This window comes from uncultured Sphingomonas sp. (assembly GCF_937859915.1).
GTDB lineage: Bacteria > Pseudomonadota > Alphaproteobacteria > Sphingomonadales > Sphingomonadaceae > Solisphingomonas.
Map to the genome: position 1 here is coordinate 33,109 of NZ_CALMAW010000009.1, position 16,134 is coordinate 49,242.

At 67.7% G+C, this 16,134-nt stretch carries 11 protein-coding genes and 1 tRNA gene; 6 read left to right on the forward strand and 6 right to left on the reverse strand.

The window, feature by feature from the left end; translation table 11 throughout:
- The 4 genes from Q0326_RS01405 to Q0326_RS01420 all read right to left on the reverse strand — a co-directional run bounded on the left by Q0326_RS01405 (position 1) and on the right by Q0326_RS01420 (position 6,083).
- Complete coding sequence (locus tag Q0326_RS01405; RefSeq protein ID WP_298686300.1) at positions 1-2,052, reverse strand: hydantoinase/oxoprolinase family protein; 2,052 nt, start codon at positions 2,050-2,052, stop codon at positions 1-3.
- Between the two features lie 138 nt (positions 2,053-2,190).
- Positions 2,191-3,702, reverse strand: coding sequence for an aldehyde dehydrogenase family protein (locus Q0326_RS01410; RefSeq protein WP_298686323.1), 1,512 nt, complete (start codon positions 3,700-3,702; stop codon positions 2,191-2,193).
- A 359-nt stretch (positions 3,703-4,061) separates the two neighbouring features.
- Positions 4,062-4,367 carry a hypothetical protein gene (locus Q0326_RS01415; RefSeq protein ID WP_298686302.1) on the reverse strand — a complete coding sequence of 102 codons (306 nt, stop codon included), beginning with the start codon at positions 4,365-4,367 and terminating at the stop codon, positions 4,062-4,064.
- Positions 4,368-4,625: 258 nt separating this feature from the next.
- Positions 4,626-6,083, reverse strand: coding sequence for an efflux transporter outer membrane subunit (locus Q0326_RS01420; RefSeq protein WP_298686305.1), 1,458 nt, complete (start codon positions 6,081-6,083; stop codon positions 4,626-4,628).
- 85 nt (positions 6,084-6,168) lie between these two features.
- Here Q0326_RS01420 and Q0326_RS01425 point away from each other — a divergent pair, with 85 nt between their 5' ends.
- The 3 genes from Q0326_RS01425 (at position 6,169) to Q0326_RS01435 (ending at position 11,064) form a co-directional block, all read left to right on the forward strand.
- Positions 6,169-6,789 (forward strand): TetR/AcrR family transcriptional regulator, encoded by a 621-nt coding sequence (locus tag Q0326_RS01425; RefSeq protein WP_298686307.1) that lies wholly within the window; start codon positions 6,169-6,171, stop codon positions 6,787-6,789.
- A gap of 85 nt (positions 6,790-6,874) precedes the next feature.
- Positions 6,875-7,963 carry an efflux RND transporter periplasmic adaptor subunit gene (locus tag Q0326_RS01430; RefSeq protein ID WP_298686309.1) on the forward strand — a complete coding sequence of 363 codons (1,089 nt, stop codon included), beginning with the start codon at positions 6,875-6,877 and terminating at the stop codon, positions 7,961-7,963.
- The gene (locus Q0326_RS01435; protein ID WP_298686311.1) at positions 7,960-11,064 is read left to right on the forward strand and encodes an efflux RND transporter permease subunit; all 3,105 of its coding nucleotides are present in this window, start codon (positions 7,960-7,962) and stop codon (positions 11,062-11,064) included. Before Q0326_RS01430 ends, Q0326_RS01435 begins: the two co-directional genes overlap by 4 nt.
- A 204-nt stretch (positions 11,065-11,268) precedes the next feature.
- Here the strand turns inward: Q0326_RS01435 and Q0326_RS01440 are convergent.
- A tRNA-Pro gene (locus Q0326_RS01440) sits at positions 11,269-11,345 on the reverse strand.
- 246 nt (positions 11,346-11,591) lie between these two features.
- On the opposite strand from Q0326_RS01440, the gene lepA reads away from it, so the two are divergent.
- Positions 11,592-13,403, forward strand: coding sequence for a translation elongation factor 4 (gene lepA / locus Q0326_RS01445; protein ID WP_298686313.1), 1,812 nt, complete (start codon positions 11,592-11,594; stop codon positions 13,401-13,403).
- Between the two features lie 229 nt (positions 13,404-13,632).
- Positions 13,633-14,010 carry a hypothetical protein gene (locus tag Q0326_RS01450; RefSeq protein WP_298686315.1) on the forward strand — a complete coding sequence of 126 codons (378 nt, stop codon included), beginning with the start codon at positions 13,633-13,635 and terminating at the stop codon, positions 14,008-14,010.
- A 242-nt stretch (positions 14,011-14,252) separates the two neighbouring features.
- On the opposite strand, the gene Q0326_RS01455 is transcribed toward Q0326_RS01450, so the two are convergent.
- On the reverse strand, positions 14,253-14,555 hold the full coding sequence (locus tag Q0326_RS01455) for a hypothetical protein (protein ID WP_298686317.1): 303 nt from the start codon (positions 14,553-14,555) through the stop codon (positions 14,253-14,255).
- 170 nt (positions 14,556-14,725) lie between these two features.
- On the opposite strand from Q0326_RS01455, the gene Q0326_RS01460 reads away from it, so the two are divergent.
- Positions 14,726-15,733: a heme-binding protein gene (locus Q0326_RS01460; protein ID WP_298686319.1), complete on the forward strand. Its 1,008-nt coding sequence runs from the start codon at positions 14,726-14,728 to the stop codon at positions 15,731-15,733.
- Positions 15,734-16,134 lie beyond the last annotated feature (401 nt).

Sequence of the window (16,134 nt, forward strand, 5' to 3'; positions counted from 1 at the left end):
TCAGGCGGCGGGCGTGATGAGGATGTTGCCGATCGCGTCGACGGTGCCGATGTGCGCGGTCTCGATCAGCGTGGTCGAGTCCATCTCGACGACGATCGCCGGACCCTGGATGACGTCGCCACCCTTGAGCAGCGCGCGGTCGTAGATCGCGCCCGCCTGCGATGCGCCGTCCATCCACAGCTCGTGGTCGCGCAGCTTGGCGGCGTGCGGATTGCCGTCGCCCTTGGGCAGTTCGAGCGCGGGCAATTCGAGCGCGCGGCCCATCGCGACCGCGCGCAGGTTCACGAACTCATGCTCGCTGTCCATGTTGAAGGTGAACAGCCGGCGATGCTCGTCGTCGAAGCGCTTGGCGAGGCCGTCGAGCCCGGTCGCCTCGAGCTCGGCGAACCGCACGGTCATCGGCACCTCGAAGGCCTGGCCTGCATAGCGGACGTCGACCTCGAAGGCGGTGATCACGTCGGCGTCGGCGACACCCTCGGCGGCGAGCGTGGTGCGGACCTGCACCTCCATCTCCTGGAGCAGTCCGAGAATCTCGGCGCCGCTGGTCGCCGAGCGCAGCTTGGAGTGCGAGCGCGCGGCCTCGGTGCGCATCCGCGTGGTCGCGTCGCCCAGCGCGCACAACACGCCGGGGCTGACCGGCGATACCGCGGGATAGCTGCCCATCAGCCGCGCGACCGCATTGACGTGGAGCGGACCCGCGCCGCCGAAGCCCATCAGCGCGAACTCGCGCGGATCATAGCCCTGCTGCACCGAGATCATCCGCAGCGCGCCGAACATATTCTCGTTGACGATATCGATGATGCCGCGCGCGGCCTTGTAGAGATCGATGCCGAGCGCGTCGGCGATCGTCTGCACCGCCGCCTTGGCGCCGGCGCGATCGAGCTTGAACGCGCCGCCGAGCAGGTTCTCGGGGAGATAGCCCAGCACGACATTGGCGTCGGTGACGGTCGGCAGCGTGCCGCCCTTGCCGTAGGCGGCGGGGCCGGGGACGGCGCCCGCCGACTGCGGCCCGACCCGCAGCGCCTTGGTGAGCTGCGGCACATAGGCGATCGAGCCGCCGCCCGCGCCCACCGTCTTCACGTCGAGCGAGGAGGCGCGCACCGAGAGATGGCCGACCTCGGTGGTGCGGACGCGGCGCGGCTCGCCATTCTCGATCAGCGCGACGTCGGTCGAGGTGCCCCCGACGTCGAGCGTCAGGATATTCTTGAGGCCGGCATGTTTCGCCACCCACAGCGCGCCGGTGACGCCGCCCGCGGGCCCCGACATCAGCAGTGCGACCGGCTGCTCCTCGGATTTTTCCGACGACATCAGCCCGCCGTCCGAGCGCAGCAGCGCGAGCCGGCCCTTCATCTCGATCTGCTCGAGCTTGCCGCGCAGGTTGCGGACGTAGCGGCCGACGACGGGGCGCACCGCGGCATTGGCGACCGTGGTCAGCGTGCGCTCATATTCCTGCATCTCGGGCAGAACCTCGTGGCTGAGCGAGATCGGCACGTCGGGCAGGATCTCGGCCGCCAGCTTGGCCACCGCCAGCTCGTGCGCGCCGTTGAGATAGGCGTTGATCAAAGAGACGGTCAGCGCCTCGACGCCCTTGGCTTTCAGCGCCTCGAGCTGGGCGCGGATGTCGGCCTCGTCGATCGGGCGCAGTTCCTTGCCGCGGGCGTCCATCCGGCCCTTGATCTCGACCGTGTCCTCGAGCCGGGCGAGCGGCTCGGGCTTGGGCCAGACGATCCAGCCGGCGAGACCGCCGGGGACGAAGCTGCGCGCGATCTGCATGATCTGGCGATAGCCCTCGGTCGTCACCAGCCCGACGCGCGCGCCCTTGCCCTCCAGCATCGCATTGGTCGCGACCGTGGTGCCGTGGAGGAAGTAGACGATCTCCTTGGCCGTGATCCCCGCCTTGGCGCACACCGCCTCGACGCCGGTGAGGATGCCCTCCGAACTGTCGTGCGGCGTCGACGGCGTCTTGTGGCGCCAGAAGTCGCCGCTGGCCTCGTTGAACAGCAGCAGATCGGTGAACGTGCCGCCGACATCGACACCCAGGCGGTAGGACATGCTGGAGACCCTCGGAAAAAGACTGTGCCGCGCCTCGCGGGCGCAGCGTTCGATCCGTGATGGCCAGCGCGATCGGGCGGTGCAACGCCGGCGGCACGGCTGTTCGTCCAGCGGTTAAGCGGCGCCGATCGCGCCGCCTTAGAGCCGCGCCGTGATCGCCTTGGTCTCGAGATAGAGGTCGAGCCCCTCCTTGCCGAACTCGCGGCCCCAACCCGATTGCTTGTAGCCGCCGAACGGGATGTTGGCGGCGACCGCGCCGTGGCAGTTGATCGAGACATGGCCAGATCGGATGCGCGCCGCCATGCGGTGCGCGGTCGACAGGTCGCGCGTCCAGACGCTGCCCGACAGGCCGTAGACGCTGTCGTTGGCGCGCTTGGCGACCGCGTCGAGGTCCTCGTCGCCGAAGCGCTCGATCGCCATCACCGGCCCGAAAATCTCCTCGCGCACGATCGCCATGTCGGGGGTGCAGTCGGCGAAGATGGTCGGCTCGATGAAATTGCCCGGACCCTCGGGCGTCGTCCCGCCGACCAGCACGCGCGCGCCCGCGGCGATCCCGCTCTCGACATAGGCGGCGACGCGGTCACGATGTCCCTGCGAGATCAGCGGGCCGATCTGCGTCGCCGGATCGAGGCCATGGCCGATGCGATAGGTCGCGACGTGCGCGGCGAGCCGGGCGACGAAATCGTCGTGGATCGCCTCGTGGACGAAGATCCGCGTGCCGGCCATGCAGTTCTGGCCCTGCAGGAAGAAGGTCGCCATCGCGACGCCGGGGACGGCGATATCGAGATCGGCGTCGGCGAAGACGACAACGGGGGATTTGCCGCCGAGCTCGAGCGAGACCTTCTTCATCGTCTCGACCGCGCTGCGCACGATCAGCTTGCCGACCTCGGTCGATCCGGTGAAGGCGATCTTGTCGACGTCCGGATGCGCGACCAGCGCGGCGCCCGCGACCTCGCCGATCCCGCAGATGATGTTGACGACGCCGTCGGGAAAGCCCGCCTCGCTGATCAGGCGGCCCAGGATGATCGCCGAGAGCGGAGTCTCCTCGGACGATTTGAGCACGACCGTGCACCCCGCCGCCAGCGCGGGGGCGAGCTTGAGGATCGCCATCGACAGCGGCACGTTCCACGGCACGATCTGCCCGATCACCCCGACCGCCTCACGCACCGTATAGGTCAGTGCCTCGCCGAACATGGTGAGATGCGCGGGCGGCGCGGTGGTCGTCCCCTCGATCCGTGTCGCCCAGCCGGCATAATAATCGAGCATCTCGACCGCGCCGCCGACGATCATCTGCGCGAGCCCGATCGGCATGCCATTGTCGAGCACCTCGACCTCGGCGAGCAGGTCCGCATCGCGCTCGACCAGCGCGGCAAGCTTGCGGATCAGCCGCGCGCGGTCGGCGCCGCGGCTCCTGCCCCAGCCGCCCTCGAACGCGGCGCGTGCGGCGATCACCGCGGCATCGACGTCCTGCGCATCGGCGATCGCGACGTCGGCGAGATGCGCGCCGGTCGCCGGATCGAAGGTCGCGAGCGTCTCGCCCGCGACGCCTGGGCGCGACACGCCGGCGATCAGCAACGGGAAGGGACCTTGGAGAAAGGCGCGGGTCGTCGCCGAAAGCGGAAGATCGGTCGCGGGCGGGACGAACGGCATCACGGAAGACTCCTGGTCTGCGAAGGCGGCCGACGCTTGGCCGGCCGGTGCGGACCCCAGCCTAGCGCAGCGCGGCGACGGCAAGCCCATCTCGCCAAGACCTATCCGGCACGCGGGGAGTGCCGAGACGACGGGCGGGCGGCGGGTCCGAGCGCGACCAGGCGATTTCGCCATGGGCGTCGGCCGGACATCGCGCGGCCGACATGACCCACATGCCGTCACGCCCTCGTCTTGGTCGGCGGATCACAGTCTAGGCATGGTCCGCGGGGTTGCTCGACACGCGGCCAAGCCGGCCAAACGCGAAGAAGAATAGCCTCAACAGATAGGATGGACGCTAGCCGAACATCCTTCGGCCGGCATCACGCGAAAAGCTGTTCGGCGACGCGATCCCAGGTCGGCGCATTCTGCATGACCGGAACGCGCGCCGTACCCAGCGCTGCCCTGGTCGCCGCGATCGCGCTCGCGCCGTTCCCCGCGGTATAGCCATGCCGGAGCGGATCGTCGCCGACCGCGAAATGCGGGCAGATGGACGGTATCCCGTAGAAGGAGGCCTGGAGCAGCTTGAGGCTGGTTTCAGCGAGATAGGAAGACGCCGTGGATTCGCGATAGGGCGCGACGACCGCGTCGCTGAAGCGGACATAGGGCAGCGTCGCGTCGAACGTCATCTCGTCGAGCAGTTTGACGTTCCCGCCAAGATCGCCCTTGTAGCCTGAGCCGATGATGTAGAAATCGACGTCGTCGAACAGCGGGGCGACCGCAAAGGCAAGCGGCGTAAGCCGAAGGTTTGTCGGCTTGGCGATCGTCCGGAGTCCATGCTGCGCGACTAAAGTATAGACGGGTCGCCTGGGCTGGTTTCGTGGCGCGGCGATCGGTGCGGACTATTCTCTTGCCGGCCGCTTTGGATCGGCGTCCGCATTTTCGGACTACGCGCCACCGCCGCTGGGTGTAGCGGCAGTCCATCCGCCGCCGAGCGACCGGAACGACGCGACGGCGGCGCGCGCGGTCTCGGTCCTTGCCTGTGCCAGTGCGTCGCGTGTCTCCAGGAGGCGCGTGTCGGCGTCGAGCACCTCGATCAGGCTGACGACGCCGCCCTTGTACGCCGCCATCGAAGATTGCTGCGCGCGGGTCAGCGCCTTGGCGCCGTCCGCCAGCGTGCGCCGTTGCTGCTCGCGGTTGACCAGTGCCGAGAACGCATCCTCGACATCCTCCGACGCGCGCAGCGCCGAGAGGCGATAGGCCGCCAGCGCTTCGGCGTTGCGGCCGCGCGCGGCCTTGATCTCGGCGTCGACGCGGCCGAAGTCGAACAGCCGCCAGCGTAGCCCGAACACGCCCTGCGCCTGCGTCGCCCCGCCGGTGAGCAGGCTTGCCGGCCCCGTCGCCGCGGTGCCGATCAGGCCGCTCAGCGAGATTTTGGGATAATATTCGGCGATCGCCGACCCGATCTGCGCATTCGAGGCGGCCAGCTTGCGCTCCGCGACGATCAGGTCGGGGCGGCGCTGGAGCAGATCGGCGGGGCTGCCGATGGCGGTGATGGCGGGTGCCATGGGGATGGCGCCGGGTGCGGACAGCCGCGCGCGCTCGGTACCCGGCTGTTCGCCCATCAGCACGTCGAGCGCATTGAGCGCGCCGTCGAGCGCGACCTGGAGCACGGGCACGGTTCCGCGGACCTGCGCCAGCGCTCCCTCGGACTGGCGCAACTGGAGTTCGGCGGCGATCCCCTTGCGATATTGCAGGCCGATCGTGTCGACGAGCCGCTGCTGCGTTCCGACCTGCGCGTCGGCGACCGCCAGGCGCTCCTGCAGTCCGCGGATCGTGATATAGCTGTCGGCGACCTGCGCCGCGACCGAGAGCCGGGCCGCCGCGACATCGGCGCGCGCGCCCTGATACGCGTCCAGGGCCGCCTCGCGATCGCGCCGCAGCCCGCCGAACAGATCGATCTCCCAGCTGGCACCGAGATCGGCTTCATAGGCCTCGGTGTTGCGACCGATCCCGAATGCAGCGAGCTGGCGTCCCTGCAGCGTGTCCTCGGAAAGCCGCTGCGCGGCTGCCGACGCCGACACGGTCCCCGACGGGAGCAGCGCTGCGGTCGCCTCGTGCAGCCCGGCGCGCGCCTGGGAGACACGCGCCACGGCCTGCGCGACGTCGAGATTTTGCCCCAGCGCCCGATCGACGAGCGCGGTCAGCATCGGATCGCCGAAGCTCGACCACCAGCGCGTGTCTTCGGGGCCGGGCATCGCCGGCACCGATCGCGACTGGACGGCCGCGCTGCCCATGAACGCCGCGGGCGCGGCCATGGCCGGCCGATGATAGTCCGGTCCGACGGCACAGCCGGCGAGCAGGCTCGCGGCAAACAAGGCGGTCGCCAAAGGAAAATTGCGCATTGCGGCCTCGGTCTGAGCGGTGAGTGACTATTATATGTTGTGGTCACTCGTTGTCAATATTTCCCGCAGACGCTATGTGATCGCGATGAGCGACCTCCAAGCCAGCACCGCGGCCGGGCAACGCGGCCCCGCAGATCATAGCATCCGCGACCAGATCATCGACGCCGCCGACGACCATTTCGGCCGCTATGGCTATGGCAAGACGACCGTGGCCGATCTGGCCAAGGCGATCGGCTTTTCGAAGGCCTATATCTACAAATTCTTCACCTCGAAGCAGGCGATCGGCGAGGCGATCTGCAGCCGTTGCCTCGGCACGGTCACCGCGGCGGTCCATCAATCGCTATCGGAGGGCAGGTCGGCCACCGACAAATTGCGCCGGCTGTTCCGAACGATTACCGTGACGACCGCGGACATCGCCTTTCGGGATCGCAAGATCTACGAAATCGCCGCCTATTCCTGCGCCGAGAAATGGCCGTCCGCGATGGCCTATCTCGACGAGATCGGCGGGATCCTCACCGCCATCATCCAGGAGGGCCGCCAGGCGGGCGAGTTCGAGCGCAAGACGCCGATCGACGAGGCCGTGCGCGCGATCATGCTGGTCTATCAGCCGTTCATGAACCCGGTGATGCTGCAATATAATCTCGACGCCATTCCCGACGGCGCCAACGAGGTGGCGAGCCTCGTCCTCCGGAGCCTTGCCCCGTAGCACCGACGGGAAAGACCGCCGGTGACGTATTGACAATATGGTCACACGTCGACAGATGAGCGCGGCCCAATGTGGGGAGCGCGCCATGCTACGTCTCGAGAATTCCGGCTCGATGATCCTCAGCGGCGCGCTGGCGTTGGCGCTGGTCGCCTGTTCCAAGGCGCCGGCCGACCCGCGCGTCGGCCCGCCGCTGGTGCGGGTCGCGACCGTGGGGGCCGCCGGTCAGTCGAGGCGCACGTTCACCGGCATCGTCTCGGCGCGGGTGCAGAGCGATCTCGGGTTCCGCGTGCCTGGAAAGATCGTCGAACGGCTGGTCGACACGGGGCAGGTCGTCCGCCGCGGACAGCCGCTGATGCGGATCGACCGCACCGATCTCGCGCTTGCCACGGTCGCGCAGGCGGGCTCCGTCGCCGCGGCGCGCGCCAAGGCGCTGCAGACCGCGGCGGACGAGGCGCGCTACCGCGATCTCGTCTCGGCGGGTGCCGTCTCGGCATCGGCCTACGACCAAGCGAAGGCGGCGGCGGACGCGGCCAGGGCGCAGCTCGACGCCGCGCAGGCGCAGGCCGGCGTCGCGCGTAACGAAGCCGGTTATTCGGTGCTCGTGGCGGATGCGGACGGCGTCGTCGTCGAGACGCTCGCCGAGCCGGGCCAGGTGGTGAGCGCTGGGCAGACGGTGGTGCGGCTGGCGCATGCCGGGCCGCGCGAGGCGACGGTCAGCCTGCCCGAGACGATCCGCCCCGCGATCGGGTCGACCGCGTCCGCCGCGATCTTCAACGCCGCCGCATCGGGCTCGGCCCGGCTTCGCCAGCTCTCCAGCGCCGCCGACCCGATGACCCGCACCTTCGACGCGCGCTACGTGCTCGAGGGCGCGGCGGCCAACGCGCCGCTCGGCGCGACCGTGACGATCGCGCTGACGGACGCGAAGGCGGCCGGCGCGATGGAGGTGCCGCTGTCGGCGCTCTTCGACAATGGCCACGGGCCGGGCGTGTGGATCGTCGCCGGGTCGCCGCTTCAGGTCACCTGGCGTCCCGTCCGGCTCGCCGGCCTCGGCGACGAGACCGCGACGATCGCCGATGGGGTGAAGTCGGGCGAGCATTTCGTCGCGCTCGGCGCGCATCTGCTCCACCAGGGCGAGGCGGTCCGCATCGCCCCCGACGCGGTCGCGGCGCGATGAGCGGCTTCAACCTCTCCGCGCTGGCGGTCCGCGAGCGCGCGGTCACGCTGTTCCTGATCCTCGCGATTTCGGTGGCCGGGCTGTTCGCCTTCTTTCATCTCGGGCGCGCCGAGGACCCGACCTTTACGATCAAGTCGATGACCTTCGTCACGACGTGGCCCGGCGCCACCGCGCAGGAGATGCAGGATCAGGTCGCCGAGCCGCTCGAGAAGCGGATGCAGGAGCTCAAATGGTATGATCGCGCCGAGACGTTTACGCGTCCGGGTCTTGCCTTCACGACGGTGACGCTCAAGGATCCGACACCGCCTGCCGAAGTGCCCGAGGAATTCTACCAGGCGCGCAAGAAGCTCGGAGACGAGGCGCTCAAACTGCCCACCGGCGTCGCCGGCCCCTTCATCAACGACGAATATGGCGACGTGACCTTCGCGCTCTACGCGCTGAAAGCACGCGGCGAGCCGCAGCGGCTGCTCGTCCGCCAGGCCGAGGCGCTGCGCCAGCGGCTGCTCCACGTCGCGGGCGTCAAGAAGGTCAACATCATCGGCGAGCGGCCCGAGAAGATCTACGTCGAATTCTCCTATGCCCGCCTCGCCAATCTCGGCGTCTCCGCGCGCGACGTGTTCGCCGCGCTCGCCAACCAGAATCTCGTCACCCCCGCCGGGTCGATCGACACCGACGGTCCCCAGGTCCAGGTCCGGCTCGATGGCGCGCTCGACGATGTCCAGAAGATCAAGGACACGCCGATCGTCGCGGGCGGCAAGACGCTCAAGCTCTCCGACATCGCCGACGTCAGGCGCGGCTACGAGGATCCCGCCACCTTCCTGATCCGCAACCAGGGCGAGCCCGCGCTCGAACTCGGCGTGGTGATGAAGGAACGCTACAACGGCCTCCAGCTCGGCAAGGATCTCGACGCCGAGGCGAAGGCGATCTCCGCCGACATGCCGCTCGGCCTCTCCTTCACCAAGGTCACCGACCAGGCGGTGAACATCAAGGAGGCGTACGGTGAGTTCATGCTGAAGTTCTTCGTCGCGCTGGCGGTGGTGATCGCGGTCAGCCTGATCAGCCTCGGCTGGCGTGTCGGCATCGTCGTCGCGCTGGCGGTGCCGCTGACGCTCGCCGGGGTGTTCGTGATCATGCTGGCGACGGGCCGCGACTTCGACCGGATCACGCTCGGCGCGCTCATCCTCTCGCTCGGCCTGCTGGTCGACGACGCGATCATCATCATCGAGACGATCGTGGTGAAGATGGAGGAGGGCCACGACCGCATCACCGCCGCCACCTACGCCTGGGGCCATACCGCGGCGCCGATGCTGGCCGGCACGCTGGTCACCACGATCGGGCTGATGCCCGTCGGCTTCGCCAAGTCGAGCGCGGGCGAATATGCCGGCAACATCTTCTGGGTGGTCGGCTTCGCCTTGCTGACCTCGTGGGTCGTGGCGGTGGTGTTCACCCCCTATCTCGGCGTCAAGCTGCTCCCCGACATCAAGGCGATCGAGGGCGGCCATGCCGCGATCTACGGTACGCCGCGCTATAATCGGTTGCGCGCGCTGATCTCCTGGACGGTCGACAACAAGAAGAAGGTGGCGCTGACCGTCGTCGCGCTGTTCTTCGTCGCGGTGTTCTTCATGGGCTTCGTCAAGCAGCAGTTCTTCCCGATCTCGGATCGGCCCGAAGTACTCGTCGAGGTGCAGATGCCCGAAGGCAGCAGCATCGAGACGACCAGCGCCGCCACCGCGAAGATGGAGGCGTGGCTGCGCAAGCAGCCCGAGGCGAAGATCGTCACGAGCTACGTCGGGCAGGGGGCGCCGCGCTTCTTCCTCGCGATGTCGCCCGAGCTGCCCGATCCGTCCTTCGCCAAGATCGTCGTGCTGACGCCGAGCAAGGAGGATCGCGAGACGCTCAAGCTGCGCGTCCGCCAGGTCGCGGCACAGGGCCTTGTCCCCGGCGCGCGCATCCGTGCGACGCAGATCGTGTTCGGGCCCTATTCGCCTTTCCCGGTCGCGTTCCGCGTGATGGGGCCGGAGGAGGACAAGGTCCGCGCGATCGCCGAACAGGTCCGCCAGGCCATGCTCAAGAACGGATCGATGCGGCAGGTCAACACCGACTGGGGCGAGCGCGTGCCGACCGTCCACGTCGTGCTCGACCAGGATCGGCTGCGCGCGATCGGCCTCTCCTCGCATGATGCCGCGCAGCAGCTCCAGTTTCTGTTGACCGGCACGCCGGTCACGCAGATCCGCGAGGATATCCGGTCCGTCGAGGTGATCGCGCGCAGCGCCGGCCCCGACCGCCTCGACCCCGCCAAGCTCGACGCGTTCACGCTCACCGGCAGCGCCGGGCAGCGCGTCCCGCTCGGCCAGATCGGCAAGGCCGAGATCCGCATGGAGGATCCGATCCTGCGCCGTCGCGACCGCTATACGACGATCACCGTGCGCGGCGACATCGGCGAACAATATCAGCCGCCGGACATCTCGCTCGCGGTGATCAAGCAGATCAAGCCGATCGTCGATGCGCTCCCGCCGGGCTACAAGATCGAAACCGCCGCCGCGCTCGAGGAGGCCGGCAAGGCGAACGTCGCGCTGGCCGCGGTCTTCCCGCTGATGATCATCCTGATGATGGTGGTGATCATCTTCCAGGTCCGCTCGATGTCGGCGATGGCGATGGTGCTGCTGACCGCGCCGTTGGCGTTGGTCGGGGTCGTGCCGACATTGCTGCTGTTCAACCAGCCATTCGGGTTCAACGCGATCCTGGCATTGATCGCGCTCGCCGGGATCATCATGCGCAACACGCTGATCCTGATCGGACAGATCCACCAGAATGAGGCCGACGGGCTCGATCCCTATCATGCCGTCGTCGAGGCGACGGTGCAGCGCGCGCGACCGGTGGTGCTGACCGCGCTCGCCGCGGTGTTCGCCTTCATCCCGCTGACCTTCTCGGTGTTCTGGGGCTCGCTCGCCTTCACGCTGATCGGGGGGACGATCGGGGGCACGGCGCTGACGCTGGTGTTCCTGCCGGCGCTCTATGCGATCTGGTATCGGATCAGGCCGGCACGCGAGACCGCGCCGAACCGGATGCCGTCGCATCGCACGGCGCCTTCTGCGGGCTAGCAGGCGGGCACGGGCGAACGGCTGACCTCTCGCCGGGGCGTCGCCGGGGTTGAGGAGATCTTTGCGCCTGTGCGGCGTCGCGATCCCGCCGCGTCCGGCGCCGGTTATGGCACGCGGGCAAAGTCGTCGCATATGGCACGATGCCGATCGAGCCGTCTGCCGGGCCACGGACGAAGCGCGCGGCATGATATCGTTAAAGAAAAATGGTCGGGGAGAGAGGATTCGAACCTCCGGCCCCTGCCTCCCGAAGACAGTGCTCTACCAGGCTGAGCTACTCCCCGACGGAGCACCGGTCGTTTTTATCACTCGGGAGCCGACCGGCGGTGCCAAGCGGGGTGGCCTATAGGCAGGCCCGACGGGCTCGGCAAGCGTCTCTTTTGCGCCGGGCGCCGATTTCGCGACCACCCCCGTCGTCCGCCCCCGCCGTCCGCCCCCGCCGTCCGCCTCAACGGACGCGCCGCTTGGGCAATGCGGCGTGCGGTGCTATCGGGCGCGCACGCTTTCCCGCCCGAGGACGATTTCCCACCGTGTCCATTCCGCTCGACCGTATCCGCAACTTCTCGATCATCGCGCATATCGACCATGGCAAGTCGACGCTCGCCGACCGGCTGATCCAGTCGACCGGGGGCCTCACCGAGCGCGAGATGTCGGCGCAAGTCCTTGATAACATGGACATCGAGAAAGAGCGCGGGATCACCATCAAGGCGCAGACCGTGCGTCTTAGCTATAAGGCGCAGGACGGGCTGACCTATGAGCTCAGCCTCATGGATACCCCCGGCCATGTCGACTTCGCCTATGAGGTGTCGCGCAGCCTTGCCGCCTGCGAGGGCGCGCTGCTGGTCGTCGACGCCGCACAGGGCGTCGAGGCGCAGACGCTCGCCAACGTCTACCAGTCGATCGAGCACGACCATGAGATCGTGCCCGTGATCAACAAGATCGACCTGCCCGCCGCCGAGGTCGACAAGGTCAAGGCCGAGATCGAGGACATCATCGGCATCCCCGCCGACAATGCGATCCTGACCTCGGCCAAGTCGGGGATCGGCATCGCCGAGGTGCTCGAGGCGATCGTCACCCGCATCCCGCCCCCCAAGGGCGACCGCGACGCGCCGCTGAAGGCGATGCTCGTCGACAGCTGGTACGATCCCTATCTGGGCGTCGTCATCCTCGTCCGCGTCGTCGAGGGCGTCCTCAGGAAGGGTCAGCAGATCAAGTTCATGCAGCATGGCACGCTGCATCTGGTCGACCGCGTCGCCTGCATGCGCCCCAAGCTCGAGCAACTCACCGAGCTCGCCGCGGGCGAGATCGGCATCATCACCGCGCAGATTAAGGAGGTGTCGCAGACCGCGGTCGGCGACACGATCACCGACGCCAAGCGCCCGACCGCCGAGGCGCTGCCCGGCTTCAAGACCGTCCAGCCCGTCGTGTTCTGCGGCCTGTTCCCGGTCGACGCCGCCGACTTCGAGAAATTGCGCGACAGCCTCTACAAGCTGCGGCTCAACGACGCCTCGTTCAGCTTCGAGGCGGAGAGTTCGGCCGCGCTGGGCTTCGGCTTCCGCTGCGGCTTTCTGGGATTGCTCCATCTCGAGATCATCCAGGAGCGGCTGACCCGCGAATATGATCTCGACCTGATCACGACGGCGCCGAGCGTGGTCTACAAGATCCAGCTCGCGCACGACAAGGGCGAGATCGAGCTGCACAATCCCGCCGACATGCCCGACGTGATGCAGATCGCGACGATCGAGGAGCCGTGGATCGAGGCGGTGATCTACGTGCCCGACGAATATCTGGGCTCGCTGCTCAAGCTCTGCCAGGATCGCCGTGGCATCCAGAAGAACCTGACCTATGTCGGCGGCCGCGCGCAGATCACCTACGAGCTGCCGCTCAACGAGGTGGTGTTCGACTTCTACGACCGGCTGAAGTCGATCTCGCGCGGCTATGCCTCCTTCGACTATCACCAGATCGGCTACCGCGAGGGCGACCTCGTCAAGATGTCGATCATGGTCAATGCCGAGCCGGTCGACGCGCTGTCGATGATCGTCCACCGCGGCACCGCCGAGGCACGCGGGCGCGGCATGTGCGAGCGGCTGAAGGACCTGATCCCGCGGCACCTGTTCAAGATCCCGGTGCAGGCGGCGATCGGCGGCAAGGTGATCGCGCGCGAGACGATCGCGGCGATGCGCAAGGACGTCACCGCCAAATGCTATGGCGGCGATGCGACCCGCAAGAAGAAGCTCCTCGAGAAGCAGAAGGAGGGCAAGAAGCGGATGCGCGAATATGGCAGCGTGCAGATCCCGCAGGAGGCGTTCATCGCCGCGCTGAGGATGGGCGACGAAGGCTGAGCCCCGAGCGCCGTCCTTGCGACCCCGGGCTAGAGCCGGGGCAAGCAATCCGGGTCCGGCCCGTGGACCGCTATGGCGCTTCGCACTCGCCATGACGGCAGCGAGGGCGGCAAGCGCCCGACAACTATGTTGATGGCAGGACTTCGCCGTTCTGGAAAGCAGACGGGCGAGAACCTCAATATTCGGCGTGTCCGAACCGCTTTGCGATGGGGAACCCGGCTGTTACGAAATGAGTTTCGCCGAAAGACTGTTCGGAGAGGTTGCGATCATGACGCTAGCTCGATCCCTTACCTTCGTAGCGCTTGCCATTGGACTGGCCACCCCCGGCCTTGCGCAGATCTATGGTCCCTATGCCAGTAACCGCATAAGGGGATCGTCTTCGGTGCAAGACTATCGTCGCAACATTGCCGACTATAAGCGCCTTGTCGCGAAGAAAAGACGCGAGGACGGCGGATCGTTGACGTTTCACGATCAAGACATGCTGGATCGACGCTTGAAACAGATCGTTTCCGAAGAGACGGTAAAGCGTCATCCTCTTTGGTCCACAGATCGGGTGGACGCATTTGACGCCAAGCTGATTGCGAGCCATCCCAATTGGACCAACTAAGGCGGCTCGATAGTCCAAGGTCGCGCGATAGTCGTTTTTGGCCCGGCTGGTCGTTGCTCTGATCGGCTTTCCGCCGGCAGGTAGGCGACGGTTGATCCAGCGGGTCTAAAGCGGGCCAAGTACAGACCATCAAAGCGCGCCATTCCCGTCATCGCGAGGAGCGTCGCGGCGAAGCAATCGAGCCTGGGGCTCGTGGCTCTCGATTTCTGTGCCGCGCGCGCGACGACGGCGTTGTCCGCAGGCTAGGGGCCCCGACAGCGTCGCTTGCGCGTGTGCCCGCGACCGGTCACGCTTGACGGGATGACGAGCGCCGCGGCGGCCCGGCGCACGCAGCCATGTTCGCCAAGCAGCTTGAAGACGGCGCGCTGGGGCGCGGGCGTCCAGCCGTCGTAGCGGCTGTGCTCGCGCGGGACGGGCGCGAAATCGGGCGCGTCCTCGAGCATCGCCGCCGCCGCCGCGACGGCGCGCCTTCGTGCGGGTGCGGGGGGGTGCGGGTAGGGGTGTCCGTCCGGCGCGTGCCGACCGAAGACCGCGTCATAATGCATCGATCTTCGCTTTGACGCAGGCGGCATTGCTAATAGACCGGTCCGGCCAGCAAGCATGGCGCTCGTAAAACAGTGTCTCACGACCCGCTGCGCGCAAGACGGGTCCTGTCGATAGTGCGTCGATATTCCTGTGCGTTCGCGGTTGTTCGATGTCGTCAGACGGGAGCTCCATGATGGACTTGAAGGCCAATTTCTCCTTTACGCCGCTGCCCGCGATCGCGCAGCCGGTGCATCTGCCCTTTCCCGCCATCCTCGATCCGCTGGGGCCGCTCAAGGATCTGCCGGGGACCTGGTCGGGCACCGGCTTCAACACGATCTGGCGCCCCTTCTTCGCCAAGCCGCCGGCGAAGGAAGACGAGTTCCTCGAGCTCAACCTGACCACCGAGACGCTCGAATTCACCGCGATCAGCGGGCAGATCCCCAATCGCGGCTTCTTCCAGCCCGACATCAACATGTTCGGCCTGACCTATCTCCAGCAGATTAGCGATTCCGTGGTCGGGGCGGGCCTGCATATCGAGCCCGGAATCTGGGCGACGGTGCCGCAGACCAGCAGCCCGGCCGAGCCGCCGACGGTGGTGCGCATGGCCTCGATCCCGCACGGCACGACGATCCTCGCGCAGGGCCAGGCGCATGCCGGGCAGGGCGCGCCGATGTTTCCCGCGATCAACATCAATCCGATCCCGCCGCGCGGGCCGGCGGTGCCGTTCGAGCAGCAGAATCTGTCGCATTCGACGCCGTTCCGCTCGCCGCCCGCCAACATCGTCGGCATCACCCAGGCGATGGTCGACAATCCCAATTCGGTGCTGGCCGCGGCGATCCACGGGCAGACGATCACCGCGGTCACCATCCTCGAGGTCTCGACCGCGGCCCCCGCGCCGATCACCGGCGGCGGTACGAGCAACACCTCCTTCCTCGTCGGCGGCGCCCAGGGTCCCAATGCGGATGCGACCAAGGTGACCTCGACCTTCTGGATCGAGACGGTCAAGGGGACGGGCGGCGCGCCCGACTTTCAGCAGCTGCAATATTCGCAGACCGTGATGCTCAAGTTCGACGACGGCATCCTATGGCCGCACGTCACGGTCGGCACGCTGCGCAAGCATGTCCAGGTGGCGGTGCCGCCGACCTTCGTCGATCCGCATATTCCGGTCGACGTGCTGGCCAGGATCCGCGCGGGCTAGGGCGCGCCGCAGGGCTCGGCGCGGCGCCTCGGCCGCGGTGCGTGCGCATCGGGCGGCGAGGCTGTCGCCGCAGAGCCGAGGCTCATGCTGCGCCAGGGGCCGACGAGGATCGCCGGGCGGACGCCGCAGCCCGGCTCTCGTCTCGAACCCGCAGGCCGATCGTAGGTCGCGCGCGTCACTGCCGGGAATGGAGACCGTCTCGGCGAAAGGCGCGGATATCCGATGGCGTCGGCTGCCTACGGATCAACGGTCGCGTCGGTCGCAACATACGTCGGAGGTCGCAACATACGTCTGAGGTCGCAAGATGCGTCTGAGGTCGCAAGATACGTCTGACCGGGCGTCGCATCCTGACCGGCGTCGCGCGCCTGGCCAGGGGCGCCGGCGGCGGCGCGGGCCTGGGC

Bases quoted from the DNA above. Each gene is read 5' to 3' on its own strand.
- Q0326_RS01420 (WP_298686305.1), bottom strand. From the start codon at position 6,083: ATGCGCAATTTTCCTTTGGCGACCGCCTTGTTTGCCGCGAGCCTGCTC.
- Q0326_RS01455 (WP_298686317.1), bottom strand. From the start codon at position 14,555: ATGCATTATGACGCGGTCTTCGGTCGGCACGCGCCGGACGGACACCCC.
- Q0326_RS01430 (WP_298686309.1), top strand. From the start codon at position 6,875: ATGCTACGTCTCGAGAATTCCGGCTCGATGATCCTCAGCGGCGCGCTG.
- Q0326_RS01460 (WP_298686319.1), top strand. From the start codon at position 14,726: ATGATGGACTTGAAGGCCAATTTCTCCTTTACGCCGCTGCCCGCGATC.
- Q0326_RS01405 (WP_298686300.1), bottom strand. From the start codon at position 2,052: ATGTCCTACCGCCTGGGTGTCGATGTCGGCGGCACGTTCACCGATCTG.
- Q0326_RS01450 (WP_298686315.1), top strand. From the start codon at position 13,633: ATGAGTTTCGCCGAAAGACTGTTCGGAGAGGTTGCGATCATGACGCTA.
- Q0326_RS01415 (WP_298686302.1), bottom strand. From the start codon at position 4,367: ATGACGTTCGACGCGACGCTGCCCTATGTCCGCTTCAGCGACGCGGTC.
- Q0326_RS01410 (WP_298686323.1), bottom strand. From the start codon at position 3,702: ATGCCGTTCGTCCCGCCCGCGACCGATCTTCCGCTTTCGGCGACGACC.
- Q0326_RS01435 (WP_298686311.1), top strand. From the start codon at position 7,960: ATGAGCGGCTTCAACCTCTCCGCGCTGGCGGTCCGCGAGCGCGCGGTC.
- Q0326_RS01425 (WP_298686307.1), top strand. From the start codon at position 6,169: ATGAGCGACCTCCAAGCCAGCACCGCGGCCGGGCAACGCGGCCCCGCA.